At 66.5% G+C, this 15,724-nt stretch carries 10 protein-coding genes and 1 tRNA gene; 3 read left to right on the top strand and 8 right to left on the bottom strand.

All coding sequences use genetic code 11. The features are described 5' to 3' along the window. Positions 1-135: 135 nt before the first annotated feature. The 3 genes from AAF481_19400 to AAF481_19390 all read left to right on the top strand — a co-directional run bounded on the left by AAF481_19400 (position 136) and on the right by AAF481_19390 (position 4,460). Positions 136-834 (top strand): LON peptidase substrate-binding domain-containing protein, encoded by a 699-nt coding sequence (locus tag AAF481_19400; GenBank protein MEM7483335.1) that lies wholly within the window; start codon positions 136-138, stop codon positions 832-834. Between the two features lie 126 nt (positions 835-960). Further along, the gene (hflX, locus tag AAF481_19395; protein ID MEM7483334.1) at positions 961-2,538 is read left to right on the top strand and encodes a GTPase HflX; all 1,578 of its coding nucleotides are present in this window, start codon (positions 961-963) and stop codon (positions 2,536-2,538) included. A 182-nt stretch (positions 2,539-2,720) separates the two neighbouring features. Then, entirely contained in the window at positions 2,721-4,460 is a 1,740-nt protein-coding gene (locus tag AAF481_19390) for a peptidase (GenBank protein MEM7483333.1), read from the top strand. Positions 4,461-4,548: 88 nt separating this feature from the next. Here AAF481_19390 and AAF481_19385 read toward each other — a convergent pair whose 3' ends face one another. From AAF481_19385 to AAF481_19350, 8 genes are all read right to left on the bottom strand, one after another. Beyond that, positions 4,549-7,011, bottom strand: a complete 2,463-nt coding sequence (locus tag AAF481_19385) for a thiamine pyrophosphate-dependent enzyme (protein ID MEM7483332.1) — start codon at positions 7,009-7,011, stop codon at positions 4,549-4,551. A gap of 62 nt (positions 7,012-7,073) precedes the next feature. Then, a complete protein-coding gene (locus AAF481_19380; protein MEM7483331.1) occupies positions 7,074-7,823 on the bottom strand; it encodes an enoyl-CoA hydratase/isomerase family protein in 750 nt (249 codons plus the stop codon). A gap of 82 nt (positions 7,824-7,905) precedes the next feature. Continuing rightward, positions 7,906-7,980 (bottom strand) — tRNA-Asn (locus AAF481_19375). 271 nt (positions 7,981-8,251) lie between these two features. After that, positions 8,252-9,985: an RNA polymerase sigma factor RpoD gene (rpoD, locus tag AAF481_19370; GenBank protein MEM7483330.1), complete on the bottom strand. Its 1,734-nt coding sequence runs from the start codon at positions 9,983-9,985 to the stop codon at positions 8,252-8,254. A 99-nt stretch (positions 9,986-10,084) separates the two neighbouring features. Continuing rightward, on the bottom strand, positions 10,085-11,890 hold the full coding sequence (gene dnaG / locus AAF481_19365) for a DNA primase (GenBank protein ID MEM7483329.1): 1,806 nt from the start codon (positions 11,888-11,890) through the stop codon (positions 10,085-10,087). Between the two features lie 4 nt (positions 11,891-11,894). Beyond that, a complete protein-coding gene (locus tag AAF481_19360; GenBank protein MEM7483328.1) occupies positions 11,895-14,324 on the bottom strand; it encodes a Smr/MutS family protein in 2,430 nt (809 codons plus the stop codon). 340 nt (positions 14,325-14,664) lie between these two features. Then, on the bottom strand, positions 14,665-14,874 hold the full coding sequence (rpsU, locus tag AAF481_19355) for a 30S ribosomal protein S21 (protein ID MEM7483327.1): 210 nt from the start codon (positions 14,872-14,874) through the stop codon (positions 14,665-14,667). 149 nt (positions 14,875-15,023) lie between these two features. Continuing rightward, positions 15,024-15,724, bottom strand: a 701-nt coding sequence (locus tag AAF481_19350) for a hypothetical protein (GenBank protein ID MEM7483326.1), incomplete at its 5' end; no start/stop codon positions are given.

Here is a 15,724-nt window from a genome sequence, read left to right as displayed (position 1 = left end):
GAAATCTCGTGCTTTCGCTTTCGTCCGACTGGCGGACGGCGGCCTTCGCCCAGCACGCGGGGACGCGGAGCGGGAGCGAACGGCGGGAATAGACGACCGCACGCCTTCTCCCCGGTTGTGCGATCATTCTCTTCAATGACCAACGCTCCACCCGTGCTCACGCTGCGCACCGTTCCGATCTTTCCGCTCACCGGCGTCGTACTGCTGCCTTCTTGCCTGCTGCCGCTTCACGTCTTCGAGCCGCGCTACCGCAACTTGGTGGAGGACGCGATGGAGGCCGAACGCACCATCGGGATGATCCAACCGCGGACGCCGTCGATGGTGCCGGCCAGGGACCATTCTCCCCAGATCGAAGCGAGCGGAACGGATGCGGCCGAAGAGGCGCCAGCCACCTACCCGGTGGGATGTATCGGCCGCATCGAGCAGTGCGAGGCGCAGAGCGGTGGCCGGTTCTTGATCGTGCTGCGCGGCATGCAGCGGTTCCGGGTGGTGCGCGAGCTCAAGTTGGAGCGTGGCTACCGCCGGGTGGAGGCGGATCCCTCGGAGTTCGCGGCGGACCTCTATGAGAGCGAGATCGAAGTGGATCCGCAACCGGTCCTCGACGCCCTCCAGCAGAATCGCAATGCCGAGGTGGACTTCGACCAATTGAAGGATCTTTCCGGGCCGACGGTGGTCAACGGACTGGCGGCGGCGCTGCCCTTCTCGCCGGCGGAGAAACAGGCCCTTCTCGAAGCCGAGGGACCGGAGGCGCGGCGCGACCTGTTGGCCTCGCTCCTCGGCATGGGCTTCGACCTGAAAGCCCTCGCCACCGACGAACCCTCGCCCATCAACTAGCAGGCGGCTGAAAAGGACCGGTTCTCCATCTCCCAACCCCTTTTCGGCGACCTCAAAGGCATCAAGGCATCCCAGCGCCGGGCCCTGGAACGCACCTGGCGGCGCAGGGTTTCGCCCCGGGAAGTCGTGTCGCCGGAACTTGCCCGGCACCTGGCCGCCGTGTCGCGAGACCTCGGCCGTCAGGTCGGCGTGCTGATCACCCGGGAAGGGTCCATCCGCAACGTGATGGTGGGCGACGCCTTCCAGCTCCAGCTACCGGATGTCGGCCGGCTGCGCGGCGGCGGGCGACGGTTCCGAGGCTTGCGGTTGGTCCACACCCACCTGCGCGGCGAGGGCTTGAGCGAAGACGACCTCAACGACCTCGCCCTCCTACGGCTCGACATGGTGGCGATGATCGAAGCGCTGCCGGAGGGCGATGCCGGCCGCCTGGAGGTGGCGCATCTCTCCGCGGCGCCGCCGGCCGAGGAGGCTGCCTGGGAGGATTCCTTTCACCGGATCGAGGCGCCGGACGTTCACCGCCTCGAGCTGGATGCCGACGCCACCATGCGGGCCCTCGAAGAGGAACTCGCCCGCACCGCCGACGATGCCGCCCTGGTCGGCCGGGAAGCCGCCCTGGTGGTGGGCCTGGATCCGGACGACGATCGCTTCGCGGAAACCCTGGAACTGGTGCGTTCGGCCGGCGTGGCGGTGAGCGGCATCACCCGCCAGCGGCGGCGCAAGCTCCACCCACGCACCGTGGTGGGACGCGGCAAGCTGCGGGAGATTGTGCTTCAGGGCATGCGCCAGGGGGCCGAGGTGGCGATCTTCGACGTCGATCTGCAACCGGCCCAGGCGCGGGCCTTCGAGGAGGCCACGGGACTGCGCTCGGTGGACCGTACCCAGCTCATCCTCGACATCTTCGCCCAGCGGGCGCGGAGTAGCGACGGCAAGCTGCAGGTGGAACTGGCGCAGCTCAAGTATTCCCTGCCCAGGCTCTCAGGCAGCGAGGCCGGCCGCTCTCGCCAGGTCGGCGGCATCGGCGGCCGGGGACCCGGCGAAACGGTGCTCGAGGTGAGCCGGCGGCGCATTCGCGACCGCATCGGCGCCCTCGAGAAGCGAGTGGCCGCCCTCGCCCGGCAGCGCGACCTGCGGCGCCAGCGGCGACGCCGCCAGCGGCTCCCGGTGTTGTCGATCATCGGTTACACCAATGCCGGCAAGAGCACTCTGCTGAACGCCCTGACGGACAGCCGCATCCAGGCCGCCGACCAGCTCTTCGTGACCCTCGATCCCACCAGCCGGCGGCTGCGTTTCCCACGCGAAGGGGAGGTGATTGTCACCGACACGGTGGGATTTCTGTCGGATCTGCCGAAGGATCTGGTGGCGGCGTTCCACGCCACCCTGGAAGAACTGGCCGAGGCCGATCTCCTGCTGCACGTCGCCGATGCCGCCGACCCGCGCCTGGACGACAAGCTGGCGGCGGTGGAAGGCCTGGTGGAGGAACTCGGCCTCGGCGAAGTGGAGCGCCTGGTGGTGCTGAACCAGTGCGATCGCCTGCCCCGGGAGACGGCGGCGGCCCTCGCCCACCGGTATCGGGGCGTCGCCATCAGCGCCCTCGAGCGGCAGGGACTGCGGGAGCTGTTGACGGAGGCCGAAGAGCGGATCGGCCGACGGTGGAAATCCCTGGAGGAGTGGTCTCGGACCACCCATTCCAAAGTGGAGACTTAGTTTCCTCACCGTCTGATTAACTACCTGCTATACTTTTTGACCCTCGAAGCGGTCAGCGCGATGTTGGGAACTCGGTCCCCGGACCGTTTCGACTCGACCCGATGATTTCGGTTCTCGAAACTCTATTCGCAGAACCTATCCATCCGCTCGTACCCGGCTCAAGAACCAAGGAGATACGAAGCATGTTGAGTTTCAAACGCGTCACCGTCGCGATCGCCCTGTTGGCGGTCGTCGCCGTGCCCGCCTTCGGCGCCAAAGCGCCGACCCACAATCGCGATCTCGAAATGGGCATCGCCGCTCCGGCGGCGACCCAGAAGATCGGCAATGAGCGGGTGGATCTCGCCACCGGCGTACCGGTCGCTCTCTACCATCAGAACTTCAAGGCCGACCACGCCGCTCCGGAGGAGATGGCGAAGCAGTACCTGCGAGCGGCCGAGGGACTGCTCAAGCTGAACGATCCGAGCCTGAACGACCTCAAGCACCACGCCACCCAGGAAGCTCTTTCCGGCCACGTGGTGCGCTACCGCCAGCAATATGACGGCGTGCCCGTCTACGGCGGAGAGGTCACCATCAAGATCAACAACGACGATCGCGTGACCTTCGTGATGAACACCTACAAGAAGGGTGTGGACGTGGACACGACGGCGCCTACCGTCTCCGCGGAGCAGGCGCGCACCATCGCCCACGACTACCTGAATGCGAGGGGCGGCTTCCACTTCGACCGCGCTTCGCTGGTGATCTACCCGGGCGCGACGGCGGGACGTTTGGCCCACCGCATCTACTCGAGCCCCAAGGTCGCCCCGATCGGTGACTGGGAGGTGCTGGTGGACGCCCACACCGGCGAGATCTTCCGGGTGCAGGACAAGATGGCCTACGGCGGCTCCACTTCCGTGGACGGCACCGGCGACGTGTTCGAACCGGACCCGCTGACCTCCGCCACCGCCACCTACGGTGACACCGGCTACGTGGACGGCAACGACGCCGACACCGCGCAACTGCTGGCGGAAATCTTCAGCCGCACCCTGCAGGACATCACCCTCGACTCCGGCACCCACAGCCTGGTGGGCCCCTGGGCCGAGATCACCGACTGGGCCTCGCCCTTCAAGGGCCTTTTCACCCAAGCCAGCTCGGACTTCGCCTTCACCCGTGAGCAGGACGGCTTCGAAGCGGCGAACACCTACTTCCACATCGACGTCTACATGCGCTATCTGAACGACACTCTGGGCTTGAACATCGAGCCTTACCAGTATCCGGGTGGCGTGCAGTTCGACCCGCACGGCTTCAACGGTGCCGACAACTCGTCCTACTCCTCCGGCACCGGCCGGCTGCAGTTCGGTGAGGGCGGCGTGGACGACGCCGAGGACGCCGACGTGGTGATCCACGAACTCGGCCACGGTCTGCACGACTGGGCCACCGTCGGCGGCCTGTCGCAGGTCGAGGGTTTGTCCGAAGGTATCGGCGACTACGTCGCCGCCGAGTACAGCCGCTTCTTCGGCTTTTGGGATCCGGCCGACGATGGCTACGACCACGTCTTTTCGTGGGACGGCCACAACGCCTTCTGGGGCGGCCGCCGGTCCGACTGGAACGACACCCGCACCTACCCGCAGGACCTCTCCGGCGGCATTCACACCCAGGGCCAGTTCTGGTCCTCCTGCAACATGGATGTGTGGGACGCCATCGGCCGCGACCTCTCCGTGACCGCCCACTGGGAGGGCCTGAAGGCCACCAACAACGGCACCAACCAGGACGATGCCGCCGCAGCGGTGGTGCAGGCGGCGGCGGACCTCGGCTTCGACCAGGCAGACATCGACGCGATCGTCGGCGTCTTCCAGGGCTGCGGCTACAGCGTCACCGCGCCGCCGATCTTCGCCGACGGCTTCGAGTCCGGCGACATTCTGGCCTGGAGTTCTTCCGTCGAGTAGTTCCGGCGCTAGCGCTGGGCTGAAACACCAACGCCCCCTCTTCGGAGGGGGCGTTTTTCGTATTTGGGGCCGGTCGACCCGGCCGCACCTACTCGTAAAACAGCGGGAACTTTTGCGGGGCGCCTTCGTGCATCAGGCGGTAGACGGCGTCGAAGATGTCTTCTCGGTTGGGCTTGGAGAAGTAGTCACCGTCGGAGCCGTAGGCCGGCCGGTGGGGATGGGCGGTCAAGGTGCGGGGGCCGGCGTCGAGCCAGTCCCAGCCGCCCTGCTCTTCGAGCACCTGCTGCATCATGAAGGCGGAGGCACCGCCGGGCACGTCCTCGTCCAGGAAGAGCACCCGATGGGTCTTCTTGAGGGATTCGAGAATGCGGCTCTCGCGGTCGAAGGGTAAGAGGGTCTGCACGTCGATGATCTCGACCTCGATGCCCACCTCGGCGAGCTGCTCGGCGGCATCCTGGGCGATGCGGCAGTTGGCGCCGTAGGTCACCAGGGTGACATCGGTCCCCTCACGCAGCACCTCCGGCACGCCCAGCGGCACGGTCATCTCGGCGAGGTTCGACGGCAGGGTTTCCTTACTGCGGTAGCCGTTCAACACCTCGATCACCAGGGCCGGATCGTCCGACTGGAGCAGGGTGTTGTACATGCCGGCGGCGCGGGTCATGTCCCGAGGCACGCAGATGTACATGCCGCGCACCAGGTTGAGGATGCCCGCCATCGGCGAGCCGGAGTGCCATACGCCCTCCAACCGGTGGCCGCGGCTGCGCACGATCACCGGTGCCATCTGGCCGCCGTGGGTACGCCAGCGCACCGTCGCCAGATCGTCGGACATGATCTGCAGAGCGTAGAGCACGTAGTCGAGATACTGGATTTCCGCCAGCGGCCGCAAGCCCCGCATCGCCATACCGATGGCCTGGCCGAGGATGGTGCATTCGCGGATGCCGGTATCCGCCACCCGCAAAGGCCCGAAGATTTCCTGCAAACCGGTGAAGCCCTGGTTGACGTCGCCCAGGTACCCGAGATCCTCGCCGAAGGCGACCAGTTCCGGGCACCGTTCGAGGGCCGCCTCGAAGCAGGCGTTCAGGATCTCGAAGCCCTTCTTGCGCGGGGCGTCGACAGCGTACTCCGGCGCCACCACCGGCACGGCGAGGGCGGAGCGCCCCGTTTCGCTGTAGAGGTTGGAGGAATAGCGCTCGCGGTGGAGGGGCTTCTGGTCAGTTTTCCAGTCGATCAGGGCGCGCCGCGCAGGGCTTTCTTCGTCCCGCACCGCCAGCAGCACATCGTGCGCCGCGGCCAGCAGATCGCGGCGGAAGGGCGCCGATTTGCGCGTCAGCCTCGCGGCGGTTTCGCGGATGCGGTCGGCCGCCGCGGTGGTGCCGGCGAGATCCTCGAACAGCCCGACGACGACCTTGCGCTCGTCGTCGATCGCCTGCCGGTAAGCCTGCCAAGCCGCCTGCTGGGCTTCTTTGACCCCGGAACGCTCCTCCTGCTCCAGGGCGTGCAGCTCGCCGTCTTCGGCCAATCCTCGATCGAGCAGCCAGACGCGCATGCGCACCAGGCAGTCGTTCTCGCGCTCCCAGGCGAGCCGCTCGGCGGACTTGTAGCGCTCGTGACTGCCGGAGGTGGAGTGGCCCTGCGGCTGGGTCAGCTCCGTGACATGGACGATCGCCGGCACGTGCTCCAGCCGGACGATTTCCGCCGCCGCCAGGTAGGTATCGCACAGTTGTGGGTAGTCCCAACCGGGCACCGTGTAGAGGTCAAAGCCGCGGTCGTCTTTTCCCCCATCCGCACTTCTCGAGCGGCGGAAGCCGGACAGCATCTCGGACACGTTGTCCTTGGTGATCTGGAAGTCATTGGGCACGGAAATGCCGTAGCCGTCGTCCCAGATCGAGAGCAGCATCGGCGCCCCGAGCACGCCGGCGGCATTGATCGTCTCCCACACCATTCCCTCGGCGCAGGAGGCGTTGCCGATGGTGCCGAAGGCGATCTCGTCGCCGTTGCGCGAGAAACCCTCGAAGCCCTCCTGCAAACCGTCCAGTTCCCGGTACAGGTTGGAGGCATAGGCCAGGCCCAGGAGGCGGGGCATCTGCGAGCCGGTGGGAGACACGTCGGCGGAGGAGTTGAACTGCTCCGTCAGCGGCCGCCAGCGGCCCGCCGCATCGAGGCTGCGGGTGGCGAAGTGGCCGTTCATCTGCCGCCCCGCCGAGGCCGGTTCGCGCTCCAGGTCCGTGTCGGCATAGAGCTGAGCGAACATCTCCTCGACGGAGAGCAATCCCAGGGCCATCATCATCGTCTGGTCGCGGTAGTAGCCGGAGCGAAAGTCGCCGTGCTGGAAGGCGCGGGCGAGAGCCACCTGAGGTACTTCTTTACCGTCGCCGAAAATCCCGAACTTGGCCTTGCCGGTGAGTACTTCCTTGCGCCCGAGCAGACTGGCTTCGCGGCTGCGGACGCAAATACGGTAGTCCCGCAGCACGCTCTCACGGCTCAACACATAGTCGGCGCCGCTCCGTTCGGGAGCCGTCGGCGCGGAGGTTTCTAGGATTTCGCTGGTCATGAGTTCGATCTTGTGGGTTTCGATTCTGAGGCCATTGATTCTTCCGAGGCCGCCCTCTCTGGCTAGCGCGCCGCCAGGCGCTCGACTAGCGCCCGCATCGCTCCCTGGGTTTCGTCGCTGAACCAGGCTTCGACAAAGGAGTCGAGCTGGAATTCCAGCTCGTCGAAGGCTCGATGGAGGTCCGCCCGGGTGACCTCTCGAGTCTTCTGGACCGCCGCCGGAGGCAGCGCCAGCAGTTGCCGGCACCAGTGCAGCGCACGGTCTGCGACCTTTTCCGCCACCGTCAGCTCGTCGACAAAGCCCAGCTTGAAGGCTTCGTCGGCGGAGATCAGGGATCCGTGCAAACACAAGCGCTCGGCGTGCCGAGCGCCGACGCGGCGGGCGAGAGCGGTGTACACGACGCCGGGCACCGGCAAACCGACCTCCACCTCGTTGAAACCGATCTTGTAGGAGCCCTCGGCCATCACCCGATAGTCGCAGAAGATCGCCATGATGGCGCCACCGGCCGGGCTGTGCCCGGTCACCGCCGCCGCCACCGGCACCGGCGACAGGGCGATGGCCCGCATCAGGCCGAAGAGGTTCTCGAGGAACGGCGCGATGGCGTCGCGATCCAGACCCAGCAGCAGCGGCACGTCGAGACCGGCGGAGAACATCCCCGGGCGGCCGGACAGCATGATCGCTTCCACCCCCATGCCGGGAGCGTCCTCGATCGCCTTGCGCAGGCCGGCGATCAGCTCGGGACTGAGGGCGTTGACCGGCGGTCGCGCCAGGCGCAGTTCCCGAATCGAGTCGTGATCGATGATTTCGAACATCGCGGCAACCTCCGGGGTGCTAAAGCGACGGCTTCGAGCCTCGGAGAGGGGGGAGAGGCTGGGCACCGCTGGGGAAAAGAAATGGCTCCTGGGGAGGGATTTGAACCCCCGACCAATCGGTTAACAGCCGACCGCTCTACCGCTGAGCTACCCAGGAGTATGGGCTTGAGTACAACGCGCCCGAGCCGCGAATTTTAGGCCTTCACGAGGGGATCTGTCAAATTCGTCCGAGGGGGAACGGAGCGGCGCTCCGAGCCCGAGGGGCGAGGCGACGCTATAGGCGCCGGAGACCGGGGTGAGCCTGAAAAGACGAGTCTTTTCAGACGAGGGGCGGACCGCGGGCGGGGCGCCTAGCCCCCTGGAAAAACATCTAGCAGCGCTGCTGAAATCATGCGCGAAGCGCGTCGTCAGCAGCCTGCTAGCGCTCCCTACTGCTGCAGGGCGTTGTCGAGGAAGGGCTTGAGCTTGCCGGAGCGGCTCGGATGCCGCAGCTTGCGCAGCGCCTTGGACTCGATCTGCCGGATCCGCTCGCGGGTGACGTTGAAGGACCGGCCCACCTCTTCGAGCGTGTGCTCGGATCCCTCGCCCACCCCGAAGCGCATCTTCAAGACCAGCTCTTCGCGCGGAGTCAGGGTCTTCAACACGCCGCGGGTCTGGTCCTTCAGATTGCCGAAGATCACCGAGTCGATGGGCGACACGGCGTTCTTGTCTTCGATGAAGTCGCCGAGGTGCGAATCTTCCTCTTCGCCGATCGGGGTTTCCAGCGAGATTGGCTCTTGGGCGATCTTCATGATCTTGCGCACCTTCGAGGCCGGCAGGTCCATGCGCTCGCCGATCTCCTCGGCGGTGGGCTCGCGGCCCAGCTCCTGCACCAACGAGCGGCTGGTGCGGGTAAGCTTGTTGATGGTCTCGATCATGTGGACCGGGATGCGTATGGTCCGCGCCTGGTCGGCGATCGCCCGGGTGATGGCCTGGCGAATCCACCAGGTCGCATAGGTCGAGAACTTGTAGCCCCGGCGGTACTCGAATTTCTCCACCGCCTTCATCAGCCCGATGTTGCCCTCCTGGATGAGATCCAGAAACTGCAGGCCGCGGTTGGTGTACTTCTTGGCGATGGAGACCACCAGCCGCAAGTTGGCGACGATCAGCTCTTCCTTCGCCTGCTCGCAGATGTCCTCGCCCTTGCGGATCTTCTTGATGGTGTTGCCGATCTCCGCGTGGGTGGTGCCGTAGCGCTCCTCGATCTCCCGCAGTTTGCCGCGGTACTTATCGATGCGGCGACGGTGCAGCGCCTGCAGTTCCTCGTTGGACTCGCGCTTCAAGGCCTTCTGGGCGCGCTTGATGTCCTGCTCAAAACGGGAGAACTGCTTGTCGATGCCCTTCAAATAATCGACCATGCGGTTGCGCGCCTGCACGCTGAAGTCGATCGAGCGAATGGCCTTGGCGATGCGCGCCACCACCCGGTCGATCTGGCGGTCGATCTCCAGGAACTTGTCGCTGCCGTCCTTGCAGCGCCGCTGACGCTTGCGCAGATCCTTGATCTCCTTGTCGTCGACAGCGATCTGCTCGAAGACCTTGAGGTTCTTCTTGATGCGGTCCGCGGCCTTGGCATCGAGCGGCTCGTCCGGCGCCAGGGCCATCAGCTCCTGGAGCACCCGCTTGTCCTTCTGGGCCAGCTCGTTCAAACGCAGCAGCTCGCCGAGCACCAGATCGTTCTCGCACAGCGCCTCGTAGATCAGCCACTCACCCATTTCGATGCGCTGGGCGATCTCCACCTCGCCCTCACGGTCGAGGAGCGGCACGGTGCCCATTTCCCGCAGGTACATGCGGACCGGGTCGTTGGTCTTCTCGTGGACCGTCAGGCCGTATTCCGGAGAATCGTCGTCCTTCTTCTCGAACTCCGTCGAGCCGGACTCGATGTCCTCGCGGTTCTGGTAACGCTCGGGCCGGTCGATGACGTCGATCCCGAAGGCGGTGAAGCGCACGTACACTTCGTCCAGCTCGTCCGGCAGCGCCACCACTTCTTCCGGCAGCATCTCGTAGATCTCGTCGTAGAGCAGGTAGCCCTTCTCACGACCGAGTTCGATGAGCTGCCTCACCGATGCATGGCGGTCCTCAACGTTGGCCGACTTGCCGCCTCCGTTGGATTTCCTTGTGCCCATAAGATTCCCTCAAATCGAAGGCCGCTACCAAACACAACGCTCGGGCGGCCAATGGCGAGCGCAGCGAGCGCGTCGGCAGACGGTGCCGGCGACCACCCTTCAGGGCCGGCCGCCATGTACGAGATGGCTGAGCTCCGTTTTCTCCCTCACGAGACGGTCGAGGCGTTCCGCGTCAGCCGCTTTTTGGGCCTCCTGGATTTCTCGCGCAAGCTCTTTGAGACGCCCTTGGCGCCATCGACGCGTCAAAAGTCCCAAGGACTCTTCGAGTCCGGGACCTTCGGAGCCAAACGACGTTTGTAACAAAACCAGTGCGAAACGGTCAACTTCTCCCGTTCCTTGTCCCCTAGCGGGACCTTGAAGTCCCGCCAGAACGGCATCGGAGGCCGGTGCCTCGCCGTTCTCTCTATATAGAGTGCAGAAAACACGGAAAATATTCCTACATTGGGGATCGAGGAAAACTTCCGGCGGCGGCAGCGCCTCGGCGGACGGGATCTCCGACTCGCCGCTCAGGAGCTGGCGCAGCACGCGTTCTTCGGTACTGCGAACCGGCCCCGGCGGCGCCAGCGGGCGCTCCCCCTCTCGTTCCTGCGGCTGTGGACCGGAGCGAAAGCGGGCTTCCCGCGATGCTTCGACCTGCCCCTTTCCCAGCACCTCGACGGGTAGGTCCAGCCGCCCGGCGGCGCGATTGAGGTAGCCGTAGCGCAGCACCGCGTCGGGGATCGGGCGCAGCAGAGTGACCACTTCGCGAGCCGCCCGGGCCTGAGCCTGGGGCTCCCCGGTGACCCCCGGCGGCGTCAGGCGCTCGATCTCCGCCAGAATGCCGTCCGGCGCGTGATCGATCGCCCGGGCGACCGCCTTTTCCCCGTCTGCGAGGCGCAGGGAATCCGGATCGTGCCCTTCGCCGAAGGAAGCCCGGTAGACCGCCAGGCCCTCCGCCAGCAGGATCGGCAACGAGCGGCGGAAGGCCTCCTCGCCGGCCCGATCGCCGTCGTAGCCGATCACCACTTCTTCGGCGAAGCGTCCGATCAAGTGCGCTTGATCGGCGGTGAGGGAGGTGCCCATGCTCGCCACCGAGGCATCGAAGCCGGCGGCGGCGGCGGCGATGACGTCGAAGTAGCCCTCCGTCAACACCACCCGCCCGGTCTCCCGGGCCGCCCGGCGCGCCTGGAACAGGCCGTACAGGAGGGTACCTTTGTGGAAGCGGTCCGTCTCGCGAGTGTTGATGTACTTGGCCTTGTCGTCCCCCAGGGTGCGGCCGCCGAAACCCACTAGCCGGCCGGAAGTGTTGTGGATGGGGAACATCAGCCGGTGGCGGAAGCGATCATACAGGTCGCCGCTCTTCTTCGACCGGCCGGCGAGACCGGCGGCGATCAGGTCCTTCGCCCCCACCTTGCCGCGCAGGGCATCGAGCATGTGCTGCCAGCCGTCCGGCGCATAGCCCAGGCCGAAGCGCTCGATCAGCTCCTCCGGAATACGCCGCCGCCGCAAGTACTCATAGGCCGCCTTCGATTTCATCAGGCGGTCCCGGAAGAACTCCTCGGCCGCCGCCAGGGCGCCCTCGATGTCCGCTTCGTCGCCCTTGCGGCGGCGATTCTTGCGGGCGGTGATCGGCACGCCGTAGCGCAGCGCCAGAGACTCGATGGCCGCCGGGAAGTCATCGCCGGACAACTCCATGTGCAGCTTGATCGCGTCGCCACCGGCGCCGCAGCCAAAGCAGTAGTAGAGCCCACGATCCGGGTCGACGCTGAAGGATGGAGTCTTTTCTTTGTGCAGCGGACAAAGGCCTTCGTGGCGCTGCCCTTTGGGGGTCAAGCGAGTGTGGTCGGCGGCAATGTCGACAATGTCGATGGCGTCGCGCACCGCCTGCACGAGCTGCGGCGTCAAGTCGATGTTGCCGAAGGCCACCCGCTCAGGCCCCCCGCAGCACGGCCACGGTGGCGCCGTCGCCGCCCTCGCGCCGGCCGCCGGAGCGCTGCCCGTTGACCGCCGGATGGCGCCGCAGATGCTCTCGGACGGCGTCGCGTAGCCGGCCGGTGCCGTGGCCGTGAACGATGCGCACCTCACTGCGGCCGGCGAGGAGGGCGCGATCGAGGTAGCGATCCAGCTCTTCCAGGGCCGGCTCGACGCGGCTCCCGAGAAGCTTCAATTCACCGTTGACCTCCGACCCGGCGAAATCCGAGGCGCCGCCGGCCGCGGCGGTTCTCTTGCGCAGCCCCCTCAACTTCTTCGGGGACTTCTTCGGCGCCACCCGCTCCAACTCTTTGAGGCGACACCGCACCCGCTTACCCTTGACGCTCAACTCCGCCCGGTCGCCGCTCAACTTCTCCAGCACGCCCTGCCAGCCGAAGGCGGTGTGGCGCACCGTGTCGCCGACCTCCGGCGCGGCGCCGTCACCGGATGGCGGGACCTCGATCTCCGGCGCGTCTTCGAACAGCCGCTGGGTCGCCTCGACCTCCAGATTCTTGCGGCGCCCGGCTTCGAACTGTTGGCGAATGGTCTCCGTTTCGCGGCGCAGGTTGGCGAGGGTCTCGCGGCGAAAGTCCTCCAGCTCCGCCCGGGAACGCCTGGCGACTCCTCTGCGCTCCGCTTCCAGGCTGAGACGCGCCTCTTCGAGGGCCTGGCGCTCCGCCGCCACCTCGTCGGACCGCTGACGCGCCTCGTCCCGCGCCTCTTCCGCTTCGCGCTTCAAGGTCTCCATCTCGGCGATCAGCCGCCGCAGATCGCGATGCTCCGGATCGAGGCGCGCTTCGGCCCGGTCGAGCCATTCCGCCGGCAGCCCGAGGCGCCGGGCGAGGGCTAGAGCTTCGCTGCCGCCGGGCGGACCCGGACGCAGGCGGAAGGTCGGTTGGCCGGTCTCGCCGTCGAACTCCATCGCCGCGCAGCCGGCGCCCTCCAACTCCATCGCCTCCGCCGCCACCGGCGCCAGGTGGGTGGTGACCAGCGCCAGGCTGCCGGCCCGAGTCACACCTTCGAGCAGCGCCGTAGAGAGGGCGGAGCCCTCCGCCGGATCGGTTCCGGAGCCCAGTTCGTCGAGCAGCAGCAGGCTGTCCGGCGACGCCGCCTGCCAGGCCTCTTCGAGACGCAGGAGACGGCCGCTGAAGGTCGACCGGTCGCGCATCAGATCCTGCTCGTCGCCGACCGTGGCAACCACCCGGCGGAGCACCGGCAAGCGACTGCCGCTAGCCGCCGGCACCGGCAAGGCGCACTGGTTCGCCAACACCAGGAGACCCAAGGTCTTCAGAGCGACGGTCTTGCCGCCGGCGTTGGGACCGGTGAGCACCAACGACCGCAGCTCCGGCGACATTGTCAGCTCCAGAGGCACCACCTCGCCCCCGTGGCCGGCCTGACCGAGGGCTCGCTCGCGCAGTTCCGCCAAGCGCGGATCGAGCAGCGGGTGACGGGCGCCGGCGAGGTGGAGATCGTGGCGCTCAGCGAGATCGACCAACCGGCCCTCCACCTGCTCGGCGAATCGGAACGCCGCCTGCTGCACATCGAGGTCCGTCAACAGGGCGGCGTGGGCCTCCACCGCCGGCCGCCGACGGCGCGCCTCGGCCAGCAGGTCGCGCAGAATGCGGGCGCGCTCTTCCTCTTCGTCCTCCACCGCCTGCTGCAAGGTATTGTTCGCCTCGACCACCTCCAGGGGCTCGAAGTAGAAGCTCCTGCCGGAGCCCGAGCGGCCGTGCACCAGCCCCGGCAAGCGGCCCCGGGAGCCGGCCTGCAGCATCACCACCAGGCGCCCGCCGCGCATCGGCACCGTCGACTCGCTCAGGTGGTCGTCGTGGTCTCCGACGTAGGTGCCGAGCTGGTTGTAGACCTGGTCGCGGGCGCCGCGAATCTGCTGGCGCAGGCGGGTCAGCTGCGGGCTGGCGTCGTCCCGCACGGCGCCCTTCTTGTCGAGCTTGGCGTGGACATCGCGCACCAGCGAGGAGAGGTCTTCCAACTCCTCGGCCCGCCCGCGGAAGGCGGCAAGCGGTGGATCGGCGGCGCGAATGCGCTCCGCCGCCTCGACGGCCGCCCGCAGGACGTCCGCCAAGTCGACCAGCTCTTCGCCCCCGAAAGGCGGAATATCCGTTCGCAGGCGCTCCAGTAGATCTTCGACGGAGAGATCGAGGAAGGGCACCAACCGGCGCTCCGCGAGCAGGCGGCGGGCATCCTCGAAGGCCTGCCGCCGGTCAGCGAGCATCTCGCGATCACCGGTGGGGCGAAGCTCCAGCAACCGGCGCCGCCCGCTGTCCGTCGCCGCCAATTCGGCGACCAGACGCAACAAGCTCGGTAGCTCGACCGCTTCGAGAGTCGCCGGCGAGGCGACGCTGGGTTCTAGATCTTCCGGCTGGGTCAAAGGCGATATTTCCCGGGGATTCTGGACAACCAGTGAATGAGTCAAAAACAGTCGGACGAAGAAACGATCATTAGCCCTTTCTTCTCATCGAGTTCGTCGCGAGAGGACGTAGGCGCTAGCAGCTGCAAGGAAGTCGAGTTCCGAAGCGACGTAGGCGTACTTGCAGTACGTTGAGGAGCGGAGGACCGAAAGACACAGCAGATGCTGGTGCATACGTCCTCGCAGCAGAATCTTGACGAGAAGGAAGGGCTAAACGAGAAACGGGAGCGTGGGCATATCGCCCCGCTCCCGTTCTTCAACGAGCCTGCCGCCGCAGCGACATGCTCCCGAGGCCACGTCGTCAGGCCAAGCCCTGACGCCGCTCCTCGGACAGCTTGCGAAGCATCTTCTTGCGTGCCTGAACGGCCTTGCGCTTCCGCTTGACCGAAGGCTTCTCGAAGTGCTGGCGTTTTCGCAGCTCCGTCAGGATCCCGGACTTCTCAACCTTGCGCTTGAAGCGACGCAGAGCGTTCTCGAAGCTCTCGTCCTCTCTGACTTGCACAACCGGCATGGACTCATCACCTCTTTTCGTTCGGTGTCGTCGTGGTTCGTATGCACCGCTGACAAATTTCGTCGCAGCCGAACCTACGACGGAGCCCTCGATTCTGGCCTATCTCAACGGGCTCGTCAAGCCAGGCAAAGCGGGTTCGCAGCCGAAGCCTACGCCCCCTCCTCCTGCGGCTTGATAAAGTCGAAGTCCAGATCGTAGACCTTCAGCTCGCCACCCTGCTGGCGGTACCACACCGCCGCCGCCGCGCCGTTCTCGGCGGTCGGATAGAACCAGGCGGTCGCGCCCTTGTCTTCGTACTCGCGGACGTTGCGCACGTTGACCGGGCCGAGAGCCTCGCGCACCTCGTCCTCGGTCATGCCTTTCTTGGCCTGGGCGAAGCGCTCCTCGGTCATGAAGCGCAAACCTTCGGCCTCGGCCAACAGCGACTGGAGACGCTCGTTGTCCGGATCCACCATCAAGGCCTGCTGGTAGATGTTGATGGCGCGCTTGTAGTCGCCGCCATCGTCGATGTACTCCTGAGCGACCATGATGTCCTCGTCGCTCTTCATCGCGAAGGCGGCGTTCTGGCGCTCGCTGCGCGGTTCGCCTTCGATCGGCGGGTCGCTGTTGATGAAATTCACCAACTGTTCGTTGAAGGAGTCGGTCGCTTCTCCGACCGCCGTTTCGAGGGCAGCCAGGGTGTCCGCGGCGGCATTGCCGGCCCCGGCAGCCTCACCCTCGACCTCTTCCGCGGCCTCTTCCATCGCGGCCTCGGCCGCCTCGCGAGCGGCAGCGAGCTCGGCGCGCTTGTCGTCCAGCGAGGCCTTCGCCTGCTGAAGCTCCTCCCACTGCGCGTCGAGCGCCGCGGCAG

This window comes from Acidobacteriota bacterium (assembly GCA_039030395.1).
Taxonomy (GTDB): Bacteria; Acidobacteriota; Thermoanaerobaculia; order Multivoradales; family JBCCEF01; genus JBCCEF01.
The sequence above is the reverse complement of the archived record's forward strand: the minus strand, read 5'-3'. Positions and strand labels throughout refer to the sequence as shown.